Here is a 14874-nt window from a genome sequence, read left to right on the forward strand (position 1 = left end):
CAACACAAAACAAAGCAATCGTAAATCTACGCCTATACCCGGCTTGACATGTCGTCCTGGACTACCTATGCCTATATATACCGACTGGTTAACAACAATAATAGCCAGTTGTAAAAAAAGTTGACAGATTTCAGGGTTAATGCGACGGAGTGCGTACCATGGATGAGGCTACCATTGTGCTTTTGGATGCCACCCAGTACGGAGCCGACCAGGGGCTTGCCAGGATAATTGAAACACGGTTTCCTTTGGAGCGCCGCGACAAGAATGCGGGACTGGTTAATATCGGCTCAAACGGTGAAAACGTCATTTTCTGTTTTGAGTTCGATTTTCCCGATATTTCAACGCTTTCTCTTCTGAACGACACGAAACACGACCATCCGTCGATTCCCATCCTGATGTTTACTGAGCAACACTCTGAAGCGCTCGCCGTCTGGGCCCTGAGGGCGCGGGTTTGGAACTATTTCGTTAAGCCGGTGGCTTCGGAAGCGGTGCTGTCCTCCCTGTCCATCCTCGCCAGTATGATGGCAGGACCGCGAATGAGGGATTCCCGGAATCTTGTCATCCCGCCGCAGCGCTTGCCGGACGATGCGCGATTCCAGAAGCATCGGGTCGAGGACAAAATGGTTGAGCTGGCGGTGGCTCACATTGAGCAACACTTGCACGAGAAACTGTGTCAGAGCGATATCGCTGACCGGTGTAACACGACCAGCTACCACCTCAGTCGGGCGTTCAAACAGCTTTACGGGATCACTTTCCAGGATTACATCATGCGCCGACGCCTGGACCGGGCCGGCGAACTTCTTCGTAATGCCAGCGCTACGGTGTCTGACGTTTGCTGGACTGTCGGCTTCCGCGACGCGTCCTATTTCTCCAGGATGTTTCACCGGCACACCGGGATGACCCCGTCCCAGTATCGTCGTAAGTGGCTGAATACGCGTGCAGAACATGAACAGACCGACCTGAATGTACCGGTGGCCTTGCGTCCCTGAACATTAACTTTCTGCAAGATTCTCCTGTTTTTTGCCCAGAATACTCCTAACCCTCCTGTAACGCTCCTGCCTAATCTGACCTTACGGCGAACGGAAAAACGCCGTAAGGGAACTTGGATTATCAATAGCAGGAGCTAAATGATGAAAAACCTCAAATCTAAAATTGTTCAATTTATTCGTGATGAAGAAGGTCTGGAGCTGTCCGAGTATGCGGTAGCGGGCTCACTGATTGTTCTCGGTGCGGTTGCGGCGTTTACTGCCCTGGGAACTGAAATCGGCCTCGCGATTGACCGGATCACTGCCGAGATCAAACCCGGCGCTTGAAATAAGGTTGGGTTGACTGAGCCAGCGGGACCTTTTGGATCCCGCTATCTCGACCAAGGGGCACCTCCCATGATTGAAACATACTGGATATTGGCCGTTCTCACTGTGGCACTTGTTATCGCAGTTATAACCGACCTCAGCACTCACCGGATTCCGAACTGGCTGACTCTGAGTTTGGTTGCTGTTGCGTTGGCTTGCCAGTTTGCAGTAGGGCAGTGGCAGGGATTGCTGGTTGGTCTGGGAGGTGCGTCGGTAGGGCTGTCTTGTTTTCTGCCCCTCCATATTTTCGGGGCGATGGGCGCCGGTGATGTGAAGCTCATGACAGCCGTTGGGGCGATTCTCGGGCCTCAAGCTGCGTTCGTCGGCGTGTTGGCGACTGTTGTTTTTGGCGGCGGCATCGCTCTGATCTTTATCGGCTGGCGAGGCGGGTTAAGGGCACTTTGGCGTCGTTATCGCCAAATGGCCGTGATGATCGCCTATCGGCAGCCTGTCTATCTGGCGCCGGCTACCAATGAGGCCGCTGGAGAAAGGTTTCCCTACGCTTTGGCCATTGCCTGTGGCTCGTTCTTTTCACTCTGGTACCTCACCTGATACCGACCCGGCTGTATGGGAGCACTTAGCAATGGATGCGAAATATTTGACGGTCGAAGAGGGTTTCTTCACAGGAAGGGAAGAGACTCCATGCCCACGCCCTCACAGCCTCGACGAAACGGGACTTGACGCCTATTTCGTAGCGGATCTGGTACTGAAACACCTCCATCACATGGGCAACCAGACCCTGGCACAACTGGCAAAGACTATCTGTTTACCCGGCGCAGTTCTCGAGCCGATCCTTTCGATGTTGCGGAAGGAAGCCCGTGTTGAGGCAAGGGGTGCAGACGAGGGTGGGCAAGGAATTCGTTATGCGCTGACGGATCGTGGTTATGCGGGGGCCCTCGACGCTTTATCACGGGATGGCTATTCAGGCCCTGCGCCGGTTCCGCTTGAGGACTACGCCCGTTTGATCAAAACACAGTCGGTATCGCGTTGTTCGGTAACGTCCGAAAAAATCCGACACCTGTTTCGTAACACCGTGCTGGACGACTCCCTGATTGATCAGTTGGGCCCGGCCGTGCATTCGGGGCGGGCAATATTCATCTATGGGCCTCCTGGTAGCGGCAAGAGCTATATAACCCGGCAACTGGTCAAGTTGCTGAATGGGCCAGTGTTCGTACCCTATTCGATTTTGGTGGGTGGCAGCGTGGTTGCGGTGTTTGATCCGGAATTCCATCACCCGGTCGACCGTCTGGCGCAGGATCCTGTTCGTCTCATGGAAGGTCATGATCCCCGCTATCAACTCTGTCATCGCCCGGAGGTGGTCACCGGTGGCGAGCTGACACTTGATCAGCTTGATCTGACCTATGATTCGGACAGAAAACAGTACCAGGCCCCTCTGCAACTCAAAGCAAGCAATGGGATGCTCCTGATTGATGATCTGGGCCGGCAGAAAATGCCCCCCATGTCGTTACTGAATCGGTGGATCATCCCCATGGAGGAAAAAAGGGATTTCCTCAACCTCCGCGCAGGCCAGCATTTTGCGGTGCCCTTCGACATGCTTCTTGTTTTCTCGACCAACCTGAATCCGCTGGATCTGGCCGACGAGGCCTTCCTGCGCAGGATCGGTCATAAAATTCGCTTCCAGACACTGGAGACCGAGCCCTACCTGCGGCTTTGGCGGCAGGTCTGTGAGCAATATGGAATTGAGGATGACCCTCAAGTAACCCGTTACATGATGACGGAGTTATACCCAGTGCAGGGAAGCGCTTTGCTGCCGTGCCACCCCCGGGATCTTCTGAGCCTCATCAGTGACTACTGTCGCTACCGCGGCGAGCCTCCGGAGCTGAGTATCGAAGCCATTCGCTGGGCCTGGAAAACCTATTTTGTGCAGTTTGCGGATGAGAGGTGATCGCTATGTTCAAGAAAAGAACCATTGTCATGCTGACGTTTGCGTTGGCCATGGGCCTGGCTGCGGCGTTTGTTGCCAAGGGCTGGGCTATCAAACGGCTTACCGTGCAGGAAGAAGACGCAGGGATTCCGGTGGTAGTTGCCGCCATGCAAATTCCCTTCGGCAAGAAACTTGAGGAGACCGATTTGCGGATTAGAAAGATGCCGGAAGATTTGGTGCCTTCAAGTGCCTATAACGATATCGAAAGCCTGGGTGATGCTGTGGCTACGGGCACCATCTACCCGGATGAAATTATCATGAAGGAGAAAGTCGCAGGATTTGGTGGTGGCAGTGCTCTCTCTGCGGTCATAGCGCCGAACAAACGAGCGGTCACGGTGCGGGTCAACGACGTTGTGGGTGTGGCTGGATTCCTTATGCCCGGGAACCGGGTTGATGTGGTCGCAGCCAAGCCAGAAGGCAGTCATCGAAAATTCAAGACCGAGACGTTATTAGAAGACATCAAGGTGCTGGCAGTCGACCAGACTGCATCACCGGAAAAAGACAAGCCTGTCATTGTCCGTGCGGTCACTCTGGAACTCACTCCGATTGAGGCAGAACTCTTGGTGGGAGCAACTCAGGAAGGCATGGTTCAACTCGCACTGAGGAACCCTTTGGATGACAGCAAAAAGCCTGAGCCGAAACCGGAAGTCGTTGCCGAGGCGCCCAAGCCCAAACCGGCTCCGAAACGGGTTGTATCGAGATCTCAGCGCGTAACCGTTATCCGCGGAACCGATGTAAGTACCTCCAGAGTTTCGATGTAGACGAAATATCCAAGAAGAAAAGGAAGTCACGCAGGGAGAAGTTGGCGATGAAAAGAAACATGCAAGTGACAGGGAAGAATCGGATGGGTTTACTGCCAGCGGGATTGATAGTGCTTTATCTGATAGGGCTGGCGTCCAGTGCGGGTGCACAGGTCATGGTGTCTTCGGGTATTGAGCGACAGATGGTGGATGTTGCGCTCAATCAATCCCAGATTCTCTATCTTGATGAGCCAGTAGCAAAAATCTCGTTGGGTAACCCGGATGTGGCGGATATTCTGATACTCCGTTCCCGCCAGCTCTATGTTGTTGGCAAAAAACTGGGTTCCACCAACGTGACTCTCTGGGATAACAGCAACAGGGTGGTCAGCGTACTTGGAGTTGAGGTGACCCACGACCTGGAGGGATTGAAGTCCCGACTGCATCAGATTCTTCCGGATGAAAACATTGAAGTCCGTTCAGCCCAGAGTGACATCGTCCTCAGCGGTGAGGTCAGTAGTGCGCCTCGTGTTGACGCAGCCCTCCAGTTGGCCCGCAGCTTTCAGGGAGGGGGGGAAGACCCGGGTAGTGTTCTGAACATGATGCAGGTGGGGGGCGCCCAGCAGGTCATGCTGGAAGTTCAGGTTGCCGAAGTATCCCGTGACCTGTTGAAAAACATCGGTGCCAGATTCGAAGTCCTGAACGTTGCGAAAAACATTACCTCGGGCGCGAGCCGGGGTGCGACCGCCCTGGCTGGGGCGCCAATCGCCGGCGGCGGAGCCGGGATTCCATCTGATGTAACGGCGATTGTCAGAGAGCCCCTTGGCTACGATACCAGTGGCCTGTTTGCAAGCTTCCTGGACGGTACCACCCTTTTTGATCTGGTGATTGAAGCAGCGGAGGAGAATAACCTGGCCAAGGTGTTGGCGGAGCCAACACTCACGACCCTTACCGGCCAGGAAGCTACATTCCATGCCGGCGGTGAGTTCCCGGTTCCTGTCGCGGGCGACGAAAATAAAGTCACCATAGAGTTCAAGGACTTCGGGATCAGCCTCGGCTTTCTTCCGACAGTCCTGGATTCCGGGACCATCAGTTTAAAGCTCAACATCAAGGTGAGCGAACTCAGCAATCAGAACTCGATTGCCCTGGACATCGAAGATGCCGGCGCAACCTTCTTTATAAACTCGCTGACCAGTCGCAGCGCCTCATCCACGGTAGAGCTCGGCAATGGCCAGACCATTGGCGTTGCGGGACTGATCAACGAAACCCTGAGAGAGCGCGTCAACAAGTTCCCCGGTCTGGGCGATATTCCGATCCTGGGACAGCTGTTCCGCAGCCAGGAATACATTCAGGGCAAGACTGAGCTGGTGATTTTAGTGACGCCTCATTTTGCCAAACCTGTGGACCGTGAAGCATTCACGCTACCGACCGACAGATTTGTTGAGCCGAGTGCCCTTGGATTCTACCTGCTTGGTTTCACCGAGGGGTGGGGTGCGGGTGATCCCCCGCCATCCAAACCGATGCGTAAAGGCGGTGTTGAAGGCCAATTTGGACATGAACTCTAAGGTGGACGCCATGAAACTGATCAATAGAAAACAATTACTCGTTTTGTCTGCGGTGAGCCTGGTGGTTTCTCTGGGCGGGTGCGCCTCGCCTTCCTCCGAGTGGGATTTCGGAAACTCCGTAAGAACTATGGTTGCTTCCCAGAAGTACGTGCCGCCGGGTCAGGAACCCCCGGCACTGCCCACCATGGACGGCGCCCGCGCGGCCGGTACCGTGGAACGTAACCGAATGGCAGCACCAGCCCCACAGCGCATTTATCAGGGTATGGGTGGCGCAGAGCTCTAAGATTGCGCGGTAGATGATGACAAGGAGGCAGCATCATGCAAGGCATCAGCCGGACGATCCCCGTTCACCAGGCCCAACAGGGCGCCATTCTGCCGCTGTTTGCAGTCTCCTTGCTGGCTATCCTGGGGATGGCGGCATTGGCGCTTGATATGAGCCACGCCCACCTTGAGAAAACGCGGCTTCAGAACAGCCTCGATGCTGCAGCGCTCAGCGTCGCCAAGGTGCTTGATCAAACGGGCAATACTCTGGTTGCTGAGATGGCTGGTCGCGACACCTTTGCCGCTAACCTGGCTGAGCCGGGTAATACGGCCCTTGGCGAAGCGCTCGCCAGCGGTGGGCTGACGGTAACAGTTGAGTTTTCCTCCACCCTCAACCCCTTTGTACCTGCAACCGTGCCCGCGCAATACGTCCGGGTGCGCGCAGAGGGCTATGACGTGGAGAACTGGTTTGCCCCCTTGTTTGGATTCGACCGCACCGAAATTCCGGGATCGGCGGTAGCCGGTCCCAGTCCGACCCTCGGTAACGTCTGCAATGTTGCTCCCATGATGGTCTGTGGCACGGACCCATCTTCGGCTCCGGTCGGGACCACGTACGGTTATTCCCGTGGCGATGTGGAGATGCTGAAGATTGGCGCCGGGGACGCGTCTTCGGTAGGCAATGGCAACTTCTACCTCGTGCGCCTTGATGGCAGTGCGGGCGGCGCTGATGTCCGGGACGCGGCGGCCGGAAAGTATGACAGTTGCCTGAGCACTGGTGAGGCGATTGAGACCGAGCCGGGCAATACCGTGGGGCCTTTCGCCCAGGGCATCAACACGCGAGTGGGTGTCTACAACGGCCCGGTCAGTGCCGATGACTACCCGCCGGATTGGTTTACGGATCACGACAGTTACACCGAAACGGACTATGACAACGGGGTGGCGCCGGGATACGACCTTGATTGGTACCTTTCGCAAATGGCCAATGTCAATCCCGCGGCCCCGCCTTCCGGTGTTCCTGGCCGACGGATATTGACCGTTCCAGTCGGAGACTGCAATGGCCTTGCGAATGGCCAGAGCAGCGTCGATCTAGTGGGGTTCGCCTGTTTTTACATGATCACCAGGATGACTCAAACCGGTCAATCCGTGTTCTTTGGCCAGTTCAAGGATGACTGCGGCGGCACCGGTGTTCCTGGCCCGAACCCGGTGACTGGCCCAGGCCCTCGCATTATCCAGTTGTACAAAGACCCGGATACCCTGGACAGCTGATCGGCCACGCAGTGGCTTGCCTCGAAATCGAAAAAAGGAGTGGGCGGATCATGAGAAAAGAACCTGGCTTGAAGCGGAAGCAAGAAGGCATTGCCATGCTTGAGTTTATGTTTTCAGCGCCCCTGCTCATTGTGTTGATGTTTGCCGTTACTGAGCTTGGCTGGGCCTTTCATCAGTACCACACCATGACCCGCGCGACACGGGATGGAGCCAGACACATGGCTTCCGGTGCGATGGTCGGTAGCGTCGGAATCATCTATTTGGACAGCACGCTGGTTCAACAGACCGGCAATCTGGTGGTGTATGGCAACGTGAATGGAACCGGTACCCCACTTTTACCCAACTGGACCTCGGCTGGCGTTTCTGTAACCAGTCCGAATCCAACCCATATACGGGTGTCCGCCAATTACGACTACGTGCCGTTGGTAGGCGCAATTCCGACTTTCTACGGTGGGGACCCGCTCAGTCTTTCCTTCCAGATGCAAAGCACTGTGGAGATGAGGGCGTTATGAACAGTCATCTTAAAACCCAGGACGGCGCGCATACCGTCGAGTTTGCCATTGTTGGGGCGATGTTCTTCATCTTGCTGTTTGGCGCCATTGAGTTCGGTCGCCTGATGTTTGTTTGGAACACACTGGATGAAGTCAGTCGTAAGAGCGCCCGGGTAGCCGCGGTTTGCCCCGTAAACCACAGCGCCATTCGCCGGGTCGGTATGTTTGACGCCGCTGTATCGAGTGGTGCCAGCCCGGTTTTGCCGGGGCTCGACGAAGCTAATATTCGAATTGACTACCTGGATCTAAGCGGGAGCGCCGTCGACCCCGCTACTAATTACCTGGACATCGCCTTTGTGCGGAGTGAGGTCACTGCGGTGCGTCATCGTCTGATTATTCCCTTTTTCTTTCAGGAGTTTGATCTACCGTCATTTATCACTGTTTTGCCCCGGGAAAGTCTCGGGGTTTCACCGGAAGGAACCGACTGTTTCGGAACCATAAGCTGAAACAGCAGGGATGAGGAACGTTCCATGAAATCTAATATAAGAGTACTGCTGGCCGGCCGTGATGCCAGCCAACTAGCAGAGATGGAAAAGGTGCTTGTAAGCGGAACCTCGCACATCCTGAGCCTGCGCCACATCACCAATGGCAACTCAGATCCGCTCTATAACCTGCCAGAGATGCCCGAGACATTGATTTTCTGCCTTACCGGTGCCTGGGAGGACGAACTCCGGGCTCTTGAGGAGCGGCCGTTGGCCAAACGCCCCCCGACGATTGTCGTGGGGCCGGAAAACATCACGACGATGCGAATGGCGATGCAGGTGGGGGCGCGGGATTACTTCAGTTTCCCATTACCAGAATACGATCTTAAGACGTCGCTGAACCGGATTGCAGAGGGCTTGCAGAGCGATGCGGGTATTCGTCACGCCAAACTGACTGCGGTCATCAATGCGAAAGGTGGTTCCGGCGCCAGTGTTATTGCGGCGACGCTGGCCCACAGTCTGGCCGCCAGGATAGGTCAACGGGTTTCGCTGCTGGATATGGACTTTCAGTTTGGCCATCTTTCCTCTCTGTTTGATCTTCCGCCGGAGGGTGGGCTGATTGATGCCATTGTGCGCTCCGAGAACATGGATGTGATGGCACTTGAGGGCCACATGCTCAAGCACAAGAGTGGGCTCCATATTCTGGGCAACACGTCGCAGCATATGATCGTACCCGGCGATATCGAGGAAGGGCAGTTGAAGAAGCTCATCGACGTGGTCCGGTCCGGCTACGACCAGGTGATTGCCGATCTGCCAAGGCAGATAGACCCCGTGGCAGGCGTCGTCCTGGAGTCTGCAGATTCTATCCTTCTGGTGGTTCAGCAGAGCATTGCGCACATTCAGGATGCCCGTCAGATGCTTCGCTATCTGCACACATATCTGGGTATTCCGGCAACGCGGATGAAGGTCATTGTTAATCGCTGGGATAAGCGGCTCGACCTGAGCGTCGATGATATTCGCAAGAGCCTGGAAATTGAGGACGTCATTTGTATTCCCAACGATTTCGCCAAGGTGGCCGAAAGCGCCAATCTTGGCAAGCCGCTTCTCGAGTTTGCGCCCTCGTCACCGGTTTGCCGGAGTGTGGTGAGCCTGGCTGAGAATCTTAGTGGAAAGAAAGCCGAAACCGGGCAGTTCGGGCTTGGCAAGGTGCTTCGCAAACTGGCTCGAACATGAGGTGTACGTGATGACTACCAACGGAATGAACGATGTGTCTTTTGCACGATTCGGGGTTAACGGCCACAGCAGTGATGGCGACCAGGCCCGGCGGGCGGAGGAAGAGCAGGAACGAATTTGTAAGAAGAACCTGCGCCAAAAGCTCATGAAAGTTCTGGATCTTTCCCTGATCAGTACGCTCGGTCGGGAAGAAGCGGAAAGCCAGATTCTGGCTATCGGTCAGCAGTTGATGAATGAGGATTCGGTACCGTTGAGCCTGAATTCCCGGCAGCGCGTACTTAAACAGATTCTGGACGACATCCTTGGTCTGGGGCCTCTGGAGCCGCTGCTTGCCGACAAGAGCATTGCCGATATCCTGGTCAATGGCTTTAACAGTGTCTACGTTGAGCGAAACGGCAAACTTGAAAAGGTGGATGTCACATTCAGCAGTGATTCGCACCTTCTGAACGTGATCGATCGTATCGTTTCCAGTGTCGGGCGCCGCATCGACGAGTCTTCCCCCATGGTTGACGCACGCCTGCAGGACGGGTCCCGGGTCAATGCGATTATCCCCCCCCTGGCCGTCGACGGCCCCCTGTTATCAATCCGCCGGTTCTCAATTGGCCGTCTGTCGGTCGAAGCTCTCATCGAAAAGGGCACACTGACGGCTCCGATCGCGGAACTGCTTGAGGCCATTGTAAAGGGCAGACTGAACGTTCTTATATCCGGTGGTACCGGTTCCGGTAAGACCACCTTGCTGAACGTGCTGTCGGGATTCGTTCCCCACGATGAGCGCATTGTTACCATTGAGGACTCCGCTGAACTCCAGTTGCAACAACCGCACGTGGCGCGGCTGGAAACCCGTCCTCCGAATATTGAGAGCAAGGGCGAAGTCAGTCAGCGGGATCTGGTTCGGAACAGTCTCCGCATGAGGCCGGACAGGATTATTGTCGGCGAGGTCAGGGGAGCTGAGGCCCTTGATATGTTGCAGGCCATGAACACCGGCCACGACGGATCAATGACTACTTTGCACGCGAATTCGCCACGGGATGCGCTCACCCGAATTGAAAACATGGTATCGATGGCCAGTGCCAGCATGCCCATAAAAGCGATTCGTGCGCAGGTGGCGTCTGCTATCGATGTGGTCTTGCAGGTGGAGCGTCAGGAAGACGGCACCCGACGGCTGGTAAGCGTTCAGGAAATAAATGGGATGGAGGGCGAAGTCATTACCATGTCCGAGCTGTTCACCTTCCGGCGTCGTGGCAAGGATGAAGACGGCCGGGTGATTGGAAGTTATGCAGCGACCGGCATCGTACCGCGGTTTCATGAACACCTTCAGCAACGTGGGATTGAGGTGCCGTTCTCCCTTTACAACCCGGATCTGGAGGGCTGAACCATGGACGTATTGGGAGACAACCTCTGGACCTTTGTCGGGCTCGTCTTTGTTGCGGTTTTCCTGCTTTCACAGGGGTTGGTCATTCCGGTTTTTGGCGAGAGCAGGGCTGCGCGAAAGCGCATGCGCCGCAGGATGAAAACCCTGGTAGCTGAAGCGGATAACCAGCAAAGGATTTCCCTGCTTCGAGACCATTACACGAGTAAGCTCAATCCTCTGGAAAGGCGCCTTGAGTTACTGAGTGTCCTCGAGCCGCTGCGGAACTTGATATCCCAGAGCGGGCTCCAGACGCCCGCCTACCGAGTGATCCTGCTTGCCCTGGTGCTGGCAGCGATTACTGGCAGTATTGCCTGGAGCCTGAGTAAGAGCTATTGGGCACCTATGGTGGGTGCCCCAATTGGTTTAATTGTTCCTTTTCTCTACATCAGAAAGAAGCGGGCGACCAGAATAGCTCGCATTGAAGAGCAGCTGCCAGATGTTGTGGACGTTATCATCCGGGCTCTGAGAGCCGGTCACCCCTTCGTTGAAGCCATTCGTCTGGTGTCGACTGAAATGCAGAGTCCGGTCAAAGATGAATTCAGAACCACCTTTAACGAGATCAATTATGGCGGCGATGTTCGCGCGGCCTTGATGGGCCTGCTGCAGCGGGTGCCAAGCATACTGGTTATGTCTCTCATTACTGCAGTGCTGGTGCAACGGGAGTCTGGTGGCAATTTGGCGGAGGTTCTGGAAAAAATTGCCGCCGTCATTCGGGGACGGTTTAAATTTCAACGCAAAGTGCGGACTCTGTCTGCCGAAGGGCGAATTTCGGCCTGGGTGCTCACCATGACCCCCTTCGTACTGTTCGTCATGATTTCGTTGGTCAATCCCAACTATATGCCAATGCTTCTTGAGAGTCCTCGGGGAGGGGATATTATTCTTGTGTCACTGATTTTGGTCGTGGTTGGCGTGTTTTGGATCAAGAAAGTGCTTAACCTCAAGGTGTAAGGGAGTAACACCATGGACTATCTTATCGGACTTTTGAACTCGACTCTGCAGAACGAGCAGGTAGCAGAATGGGCTTTCGTCGGTCTAATGGGGGCTGCGGTTTTTTGTGTTGGGCTCGCAGGAATCTTCTTGATTTCAACGATCTTCAATCCGGTACGTGACAGGCTTCAAACGGTAGTCGGCACCGAACAGGAGGCTAAAGCACCGAAAACTGGCGCGATGGTCCTGCTGGTTGGAAAGGTGGCCCCCTTCGTTCTGCCCAAGAAGGCCAGTGAACGGGGGCGCACCAGCGAACGCCTTATGCATGCAGGTTTCCGGGGCGACAACGCCTTGGCAACCTTCTATGCAATTAAGACGTTGCTGATTGTTGGGCTGCCTGCGTCGGTTCTCCTGATTATAAACTGGATTCCGTCTATCACCTCGATGGAGGCGATACAGGCGGGCGCTTTCGCAGTTCTGGCAGGTGTTATTATCCCGAACTATGTATTGTCTAAACTTATAAAGCGCCGTAAGCGTCTGCTTTATAACGGGTTTCCGGATGCTCTTGATCTGCTCGTGGTATGCACTGAAGCGGGCTTTGGGCTCAAACCCGCGCTTCAGCGAGTCGCAGACGAAGTCTCGGTTGGGCACCCGGAACTGGCCCAGGAATTCGCACTGGTGAATGCTGAGATGCGTGCTGGCGTTGAACGGTCAGAGGCATTGCATAATCTGGCAGACCGAACGGGACTCGAGGAGATTGCCGGCCTTGTCACGCTGCTGAGCCAGAGCTTGCGGTTTGGAACCAGTGTTGCGGAATCTCTGCGAATTTACTCGGAGGAATTTCGCGATAAACGAATGCAAAAAGCGGAGGAAGAGGCTGGAAAAATCTCGACTAAATTGATCTTTCCTCTGGTTTTTTGCATGTTTCCCGCTTTTTTTGTAGTTGCAATCGGGCCAGCGGTTGTCGGGCTCCTAGACCATTTCAAGGGCTAGAAGGGCTAAACGGTAACCAGGCCAAAGACGGTACAGGGCTTTCAACTAAGAAGGGAGTAGTACGCCATGAAAGGCACCAATTGGATGGTAAAAGGAAGTAGTGTGGTTCTGGCTCTGGCCTTCCTGGCCGGATGTGCATCAACGCCAACGGGTGGTGGTGAAGATTATTCGGGACTTTACAGTGGCAAATCGGAACTGACGTTTTCTACCCTTCTTCCCGTCGAATCCGCGGCTGAAGGCATTGCCCGAGGCGACGCGGCCCGTGCTCGAGGCGATCTCGATCAGGCTATTTTCGAGTACATTCGTACCCTCGAATTAGAGCCGGATAACCCCGAGAGTTTCTACAAAATCGGGGCTATAAACCTTCAAAAGGAAGAATTAACCAAAGCTCATACCGCCTTTCAGAGTGCCCTTGAAAAGGATGCCGATCACGCAGGATCCCTTGAGGGCATGGGCCTGGTCCTGATGCAGATGCGCCAGCCGGACCGGGCCCGACTCGTACTGGAGAAAGCGGTCAGCCTGGATCCAAAGTTGGGTAAGGCCCACAATGCGCTTGGTATTCTGGCGGATCTGCGGGGCGATTTTGAACGCGCCGGGCAGCATTACAATGACGCCTTGATGCTGTCGCCGCTGAGTGCGCGCATCCAGAACAATCTCGGCTACTCGCATTACCTGGCGGGCCAATGGGAGCAGGCGGAGCGGGCGTACCTTGCGGCTCTCAATGTCGATCCCTGGCACAAGAGAGCCTGGCAAAATCTGGGGCAACTCTACACACGTCAGGAACGCTTCGATGAGGCCCTTGAGGTGTTAACTGAGGTGATGTCTGAAGCAGAGGCCCTGAATACCATGGGGTACATCAGCATGAGCGGTGAAAAGTTTGAGGATGCGGAGAAATTTTTTACTCAGGCCGCACAGGCCTCGCCGAGTTACTACGTCACGGCGAACGAAAACCTGGAACAGGTCCGGCGGCAGATTGCCAAGCGAGAGCCCTGATACTCTTTGAGTGAACTATTGTCCCAGTGAACAGATCCGGCCATCGGTTTATCCTCAAATGGCCGGATCGGGCAAGCTACCGTTAATCAGAAACTGACCCCGGGAAAACTCCAGCACCTCCCGGGAGCCATCCTCTCCGGTGAGACTCATTGATACTGATTCGGTGCCGGTGACAACGATCAATCGCATCTTTTCCCGGGGTTTGCGATCTTTCAATGCTCCGGGTTCAAACAACGCTGCGTTTATACCTTCCATGCCGTCATGAGCGTCGTAGGGCAGTTCATACAATCCGGCCTGCAGTGCCCGGGCTGACAGGAACTGGAATGCCTGCACGTCACAGTTACGCATTTCAGAGCCCAATCTTTGAGTCAGTTCGTAGCTGGAGGGATGGGTCATTTCGTCATGCAGCTCACGCCATGCATTGCCCTGTAAACGGATGCCGCGTTCGGTTCGAATCCTGGCGCCGAATACCGTGTGAAGCGTCCGCAGCGGCTTTGGGAAAGGTTTGGTGACGTGGCCGGTGAACACGAAACGGTAGAACGCGGTTTCAGCGAGTGCAGTGGTTACCGTCATGGCACCGTAGAAAAGGCTTTTCTCGAACGCTCGGCCAAAGCGCGAGCCATGTTTCAGGGGCGGATAGCGAAAGGGCGTGGCGAGCAGGTAGTGAAGGGCCCGGGTGCCCCTGGCACGGGCGGGCTTGGTTGTTTCCAGCAATTCCTCCAGCCGCGCCTGTTCCGGAATGTTGTCCACCAGACGGGTTGTGGCGATCTCTTCCTGAGACTCTACGACCCGGTAAGCGGTTCCCTGCAACGGCTCAAGGCTTTGGGTAATGCGATCTTCATAACTCAAAGCTTACCCCGCATGGCATCCAGGTAGTAATTGACCCGAACCAGACCTTCCGCGGATCTGATCAGCTGACGCGGGATAGCCTCGAAATACCGGTTCTCAGTGTTGATCCAGTGTTTCATGGCTTCCGCCTCGCCACCGGTCAAGGCATAGACGCTGCGGTAGAGTCGGATGAAGAGCAGGGCAAGTTCCCCGGCTTTGCTGTCAGGATCAATCCCATCCCGAACCAGGCCCGTTCTGTTTCTGCCAACGATCTCGGCCAGCTCGGTCTGATTGAAGCCAAACGCCTTTCCGGCGTTGATCAACGCCTTTGAGAGCAGCGCTTTGTCCTGAGTCGATTCGTTAGGTACTTTCACCGTACTCATGGCCTGA

At 55.2% G+C, this 14874-nt stretch carries 17 protein-coding genes; 15 read left to right on the forward strand and 2 right to left on the reverse strand.

Features of this window, described 5'->3' with window-relative positions:
• The first annotated feature begins 158 nt into the window (after window positions 1-158).
• From KZO34_RS00180 to KZO34_RS00250, 15 genes are all read left to right on the forward strand, one after another.
• Window positions 159-989, forward strand: coding sequence for an AraC family transcriptional regulator (locus KZO34_RS00180; RefSeq protein WP_219471977.1), 831 nt, complete (start codon window positions 159-161; stop codon window positions 987-989).
• A 138-nt stretch (window positions 990-1127) separates the two neighbouring features.
• Complete coding sequence (locus KZO34_RS00185; protein ID WP_257900114.1) at window positions 1128-1313, forward strand: Flp family type IVb pilin; 186 nt, start codon at window positions 1128-1130, stop codon at window positions 1311-1313.
• Window positions 1314-1382: 69 nt separating this feature from the next.
• On the forward strand, window positions 1383-1904 hold the full coding sequence (locus KZO34_RS00190; protein ID WP_219471984.1) for an A24 family peptidase: 522 nt from the start codon (window positions 1383-1385) through the stop codon (window positions 1902-1904).
• 31 nt (window positions 1905-1935) lie between these two features.
• Window positions 1936-3258 carry an AAA family ATPase gene (locus KZO34_RS00195; RefSeq protein WP_219471986.1) on the forward strand — a complete coding sequence of 441 codons (1323 nt, stop codon included), beginning with the start codon at window positions 1936-1938 and terminating at the stop codon, window positions 3256-3258.
• 5 nt (window positions 3259-3263) lie between these two features.
• Window positions 3264-4058, forward strand: coding sequence for a Flp pilus assembly protein CpaB (cpaB, locus tag KZO34_RS00200; protein ID WP_219471988.1), 795 nt, complete (start codon window positions 3264-3266; stop codon window positions 4056-4058).
• 83 nt (window positions 4059-4141) lie between these two features.
• The gene (locus tag KZO34_RS00205) at window positions 4142-5599 is read left to right on the forward strand and encodes a type II and III secretion system protein family protein (protein ID WP_219471990.1); all 1458 of its coding nucleotides are present in this window, start codon (window positions 4142-4144) and stop codon (window positions 5597-5599) included.
• 10 nt (window positions 5600-5609) lie between these two features.
• Entirely contained in the window at window positions 5610-5882 is a 273-nt protein-coding gene (locus KZO34_RS00210; protein WP_219471992.1) for a hypothetical protein, read from the forward strand.
• A gap of 35 nt (window positions 5883-5917) precedes the next feature.
• The gene (locus KZO34_RS00215) at window positions 5918-7126 is read left to right on the forward strand and encodes a TadE/TadG family type IV pilus assembly protein (protein ID WP_219472001.1); all 1209 of its coding nucleotides are present in this window, start codon (window positions 5918-5920) and stop codon (window positions 7124-7126) included.
• Window positions 7127-7176: 50 nt separating this feature from the next.
• Entirely contained in the window at window positions 7177-7638 is a 462-nt protein-coding gene (locus KZO34_RS00220; RefSeq protein WP_219472003.1) for a TadE/TadG family type IV pilus assembly protein, read from the forward strand.
• Window positions 7635-8123 carry a TadE/TadG family type IV pilus assembly protein gene (locus tag KZO34_RS00225; RefSeq protein WP_219472005.1) on the forward strand — a complete coding sequence of 163 codons (489 nt, stop codon included), beginning with the start codon at window positions 7635-7637 and terminating at the stop codon, window positions 8121-8123. Before KZO34_RS00220 ends, KZO34_RS00225 begins: the two co-directional genes overlap by 4 nt.
• 24 nt (window positions 8124-8147) lie before the next feature.
• Complete coding sequence (locus KZO34_RS00230) at window positions 8148-9332, forward strand: AAA family ATPase (RefSeq protein ID WP_219472007.1); 1185 nt, start codon at window positions 8148-8150, stop codon at window positions 9330-9332.
• A gap of 25 nt (window positions 9333-9357) precedes the next feature.
• Window positions 9358-10704, forward strand: coding sequence for a CpaF family protein (locus KZO34_RS00235; protein ID WP_219472923.1), 1347 nt, complete (start codon window positions 9358-9360; stop codon window positions 10702-10704).
• A 12-nt stretch (window positions 10705-10716) separates the two neighbouring features.
• Window positions 10717-11691, forward strand: a complete 975-nt coding sequence (locus tag KZO34_RS00240) for a type II secretion system F family protein (protein ID WP_219472010.1) — start codon at window positions 10717-10719, stop codon at window positions 11689-11691.
• A gap of 12 nt (window positions 11692-11703) precedes the next feature.
• Entirely contained in the window at window positions 11704-12663 is a 960-nt protein-coding gene (locus tag KZO34_RS00245) for a type II secretion system F family protein (RefSeq protein WP_219472011.1), read from the forward strand.
• Between the two features lie 66 nt (window positions 12664-12729).
• A complete protein-coding gene (locus KZO34_RS00250) occupies window positions 12730-13656 on the forward strand; it encodes a tetratricopeptide repeat protein (protein ID WP_219472013.1) in 927 nt (308 codons plus the stop codon).
• Between the two features lie 54 nt (window positions 13657-13710).
• On the opposite strand, the gene KZO34_RS00255 is transcribed toward KZO34_RS00250, so the two are convergent.
• Both KZO34_RS00255 and KZO34_RS00260 read right to left on the reverse strand, forming a co-directional pair.
• Entirely contained in the window at window positions 13711-14505 is a 795-nt protein-coding gene (locus KZO34_RS00255; protein ID WP_219472015.1) for an RES family NAD+ phosphorylase, read from the reverse strand.
• Entirely contained in the window at window positions 14502-14867 is a 366-nt protein-coding gene (locus KZO34_RS00260; protein ID WP_219472017.1) for an MbcA/ParS/Xre antitoxin family protein, read from the reverse strand. Before KZO34_RS00260 ends, KZO34_RS00255 begins: the two co-directional genes overlap by 4 nt.
• Window positions 14868-14874 lie beyond the last annotated feature (7 nt).

It is taken from the genome of Marinobacter sp. F4206 (assembly GCF_019392195.1).
Classification (GTDB): Bacteria; Pseudomonadota; Gammaproteobacteria; order Pseudomonadales; family Oleiphilaceae; genus Marinobacter.

What these genes read in the sequence shown, in the direction of transcription:
- KZO34_RS00180 (WP_219471977.1), top strand. Translation starts at nt 159, where the DNA reads ATGGATGAGGCTACCATTGTGCTTTTGGATGCCACCCAGTACGGAGCC.
- KZO34_RS00185 (WP_257900114.1), top strand. Translation starts at nt 1,128, where the DNA reads ATGATGAAAAACCTCAAATCTAAAATTGTTCAATTTATTCGTGATGAA.
- KZO34_RS00190 (WP_219471984.1), top strand. Translation starts at nt 1,383, where the DNA reads ATGATTGAAACATACTGGATATTGGCCGTTCTCACTGTGGCACTTGTT.
- KZO34_RS00195 (WP_219471986.1), top strand. Translation starts at nt 1,936, where the DNA reads ATGGATGCGAAATATTTGACGGTCGAAGAGGGTTTCTTCACAGGAAGG.
- cpaB (WP_219471988.1), top strand. Translation starts at nt 3,264, where the DNA reads ATGTTCAAGAAAAGAACCATTGTCATGCTGACGTTTGCGTTGGCCATG.
- KZO34_RS00205 (WP_219471990.1), top strand. Translation starts at nt 4,142, where the DNA reads ATGGGTTTACTGCCAGCGGGATTGATAGTGCTTTATCTGATAGGGCTG.
- KZO34_RS00210 (WP_219471992.1), top strand. Translation starts at nt 5,610, where the DNA reads ATGAAACTGATCAATAGAAAACAATTACTCGTTTTGTCTGCGGTGAGC.
- KZO34_RS00215 (WP_219472001.1), top strand. Translation starts at nt 5,918, where the DNA reads ATGCAAGGCATCAGCCGGACGATCCCCGTTCACCAGGCCCAACAGGGC.
- KZO34_RS00220 (WP_219472003.1), top strand. Translation starts at nt 7,177, where the DNA reads ATGAGAAAAGAACCTGGCTTGAAGCGGAAGCAAGAAGGCATTGCCATG.
- KZO34_RS00225 (WP_219472005.1), top strand. Translation starts at nt 7,635, where the DNA reads ATGAACAGTCATCTTAAAACCCAGGACGGCGCGCATACCGTCGAGTTT.
- KZO34_RS00230 (WP_219472007.1), top strand. Translation starts at nt 8,148, where the DNA reads ATGAAATCTAATATAAGAGTACTGCTGGCCGGCCGTGATGCCAGCCAA.
- KZO34_RS00235 (WP_219472923.1), top strand. Translation starts at nt 9,358, where the DNA reads ATGAACGATGTGTCTTTTGCACGATTCGGGGTTAACGGCCACAGCAGT.
- KZO34_RS00245 (WP_219472011.1), top strand. Translation starts at nt 11,704, where the DNA reads ATGGACTATCTTATCGGACTTTTGAACTCGACTCTGCAGAACGAGCAG.
- KZO34_RS00250 (WP_219472013.1), top strand. Translation starts at nt 12,730, where the DNA reads ATGAAAGGCACCAATTGGATGGTAAAAGGAAGTAGTGTGGTTCTGGCT.
- KZO34_RS00260 (WP_219472017.1), bottom strand. Translation starts at nt 14,867, where the DNA reads ATGAGTACGGTGAAAGTACCTAACGAATCGACTCAGGACAAAGCGCTG.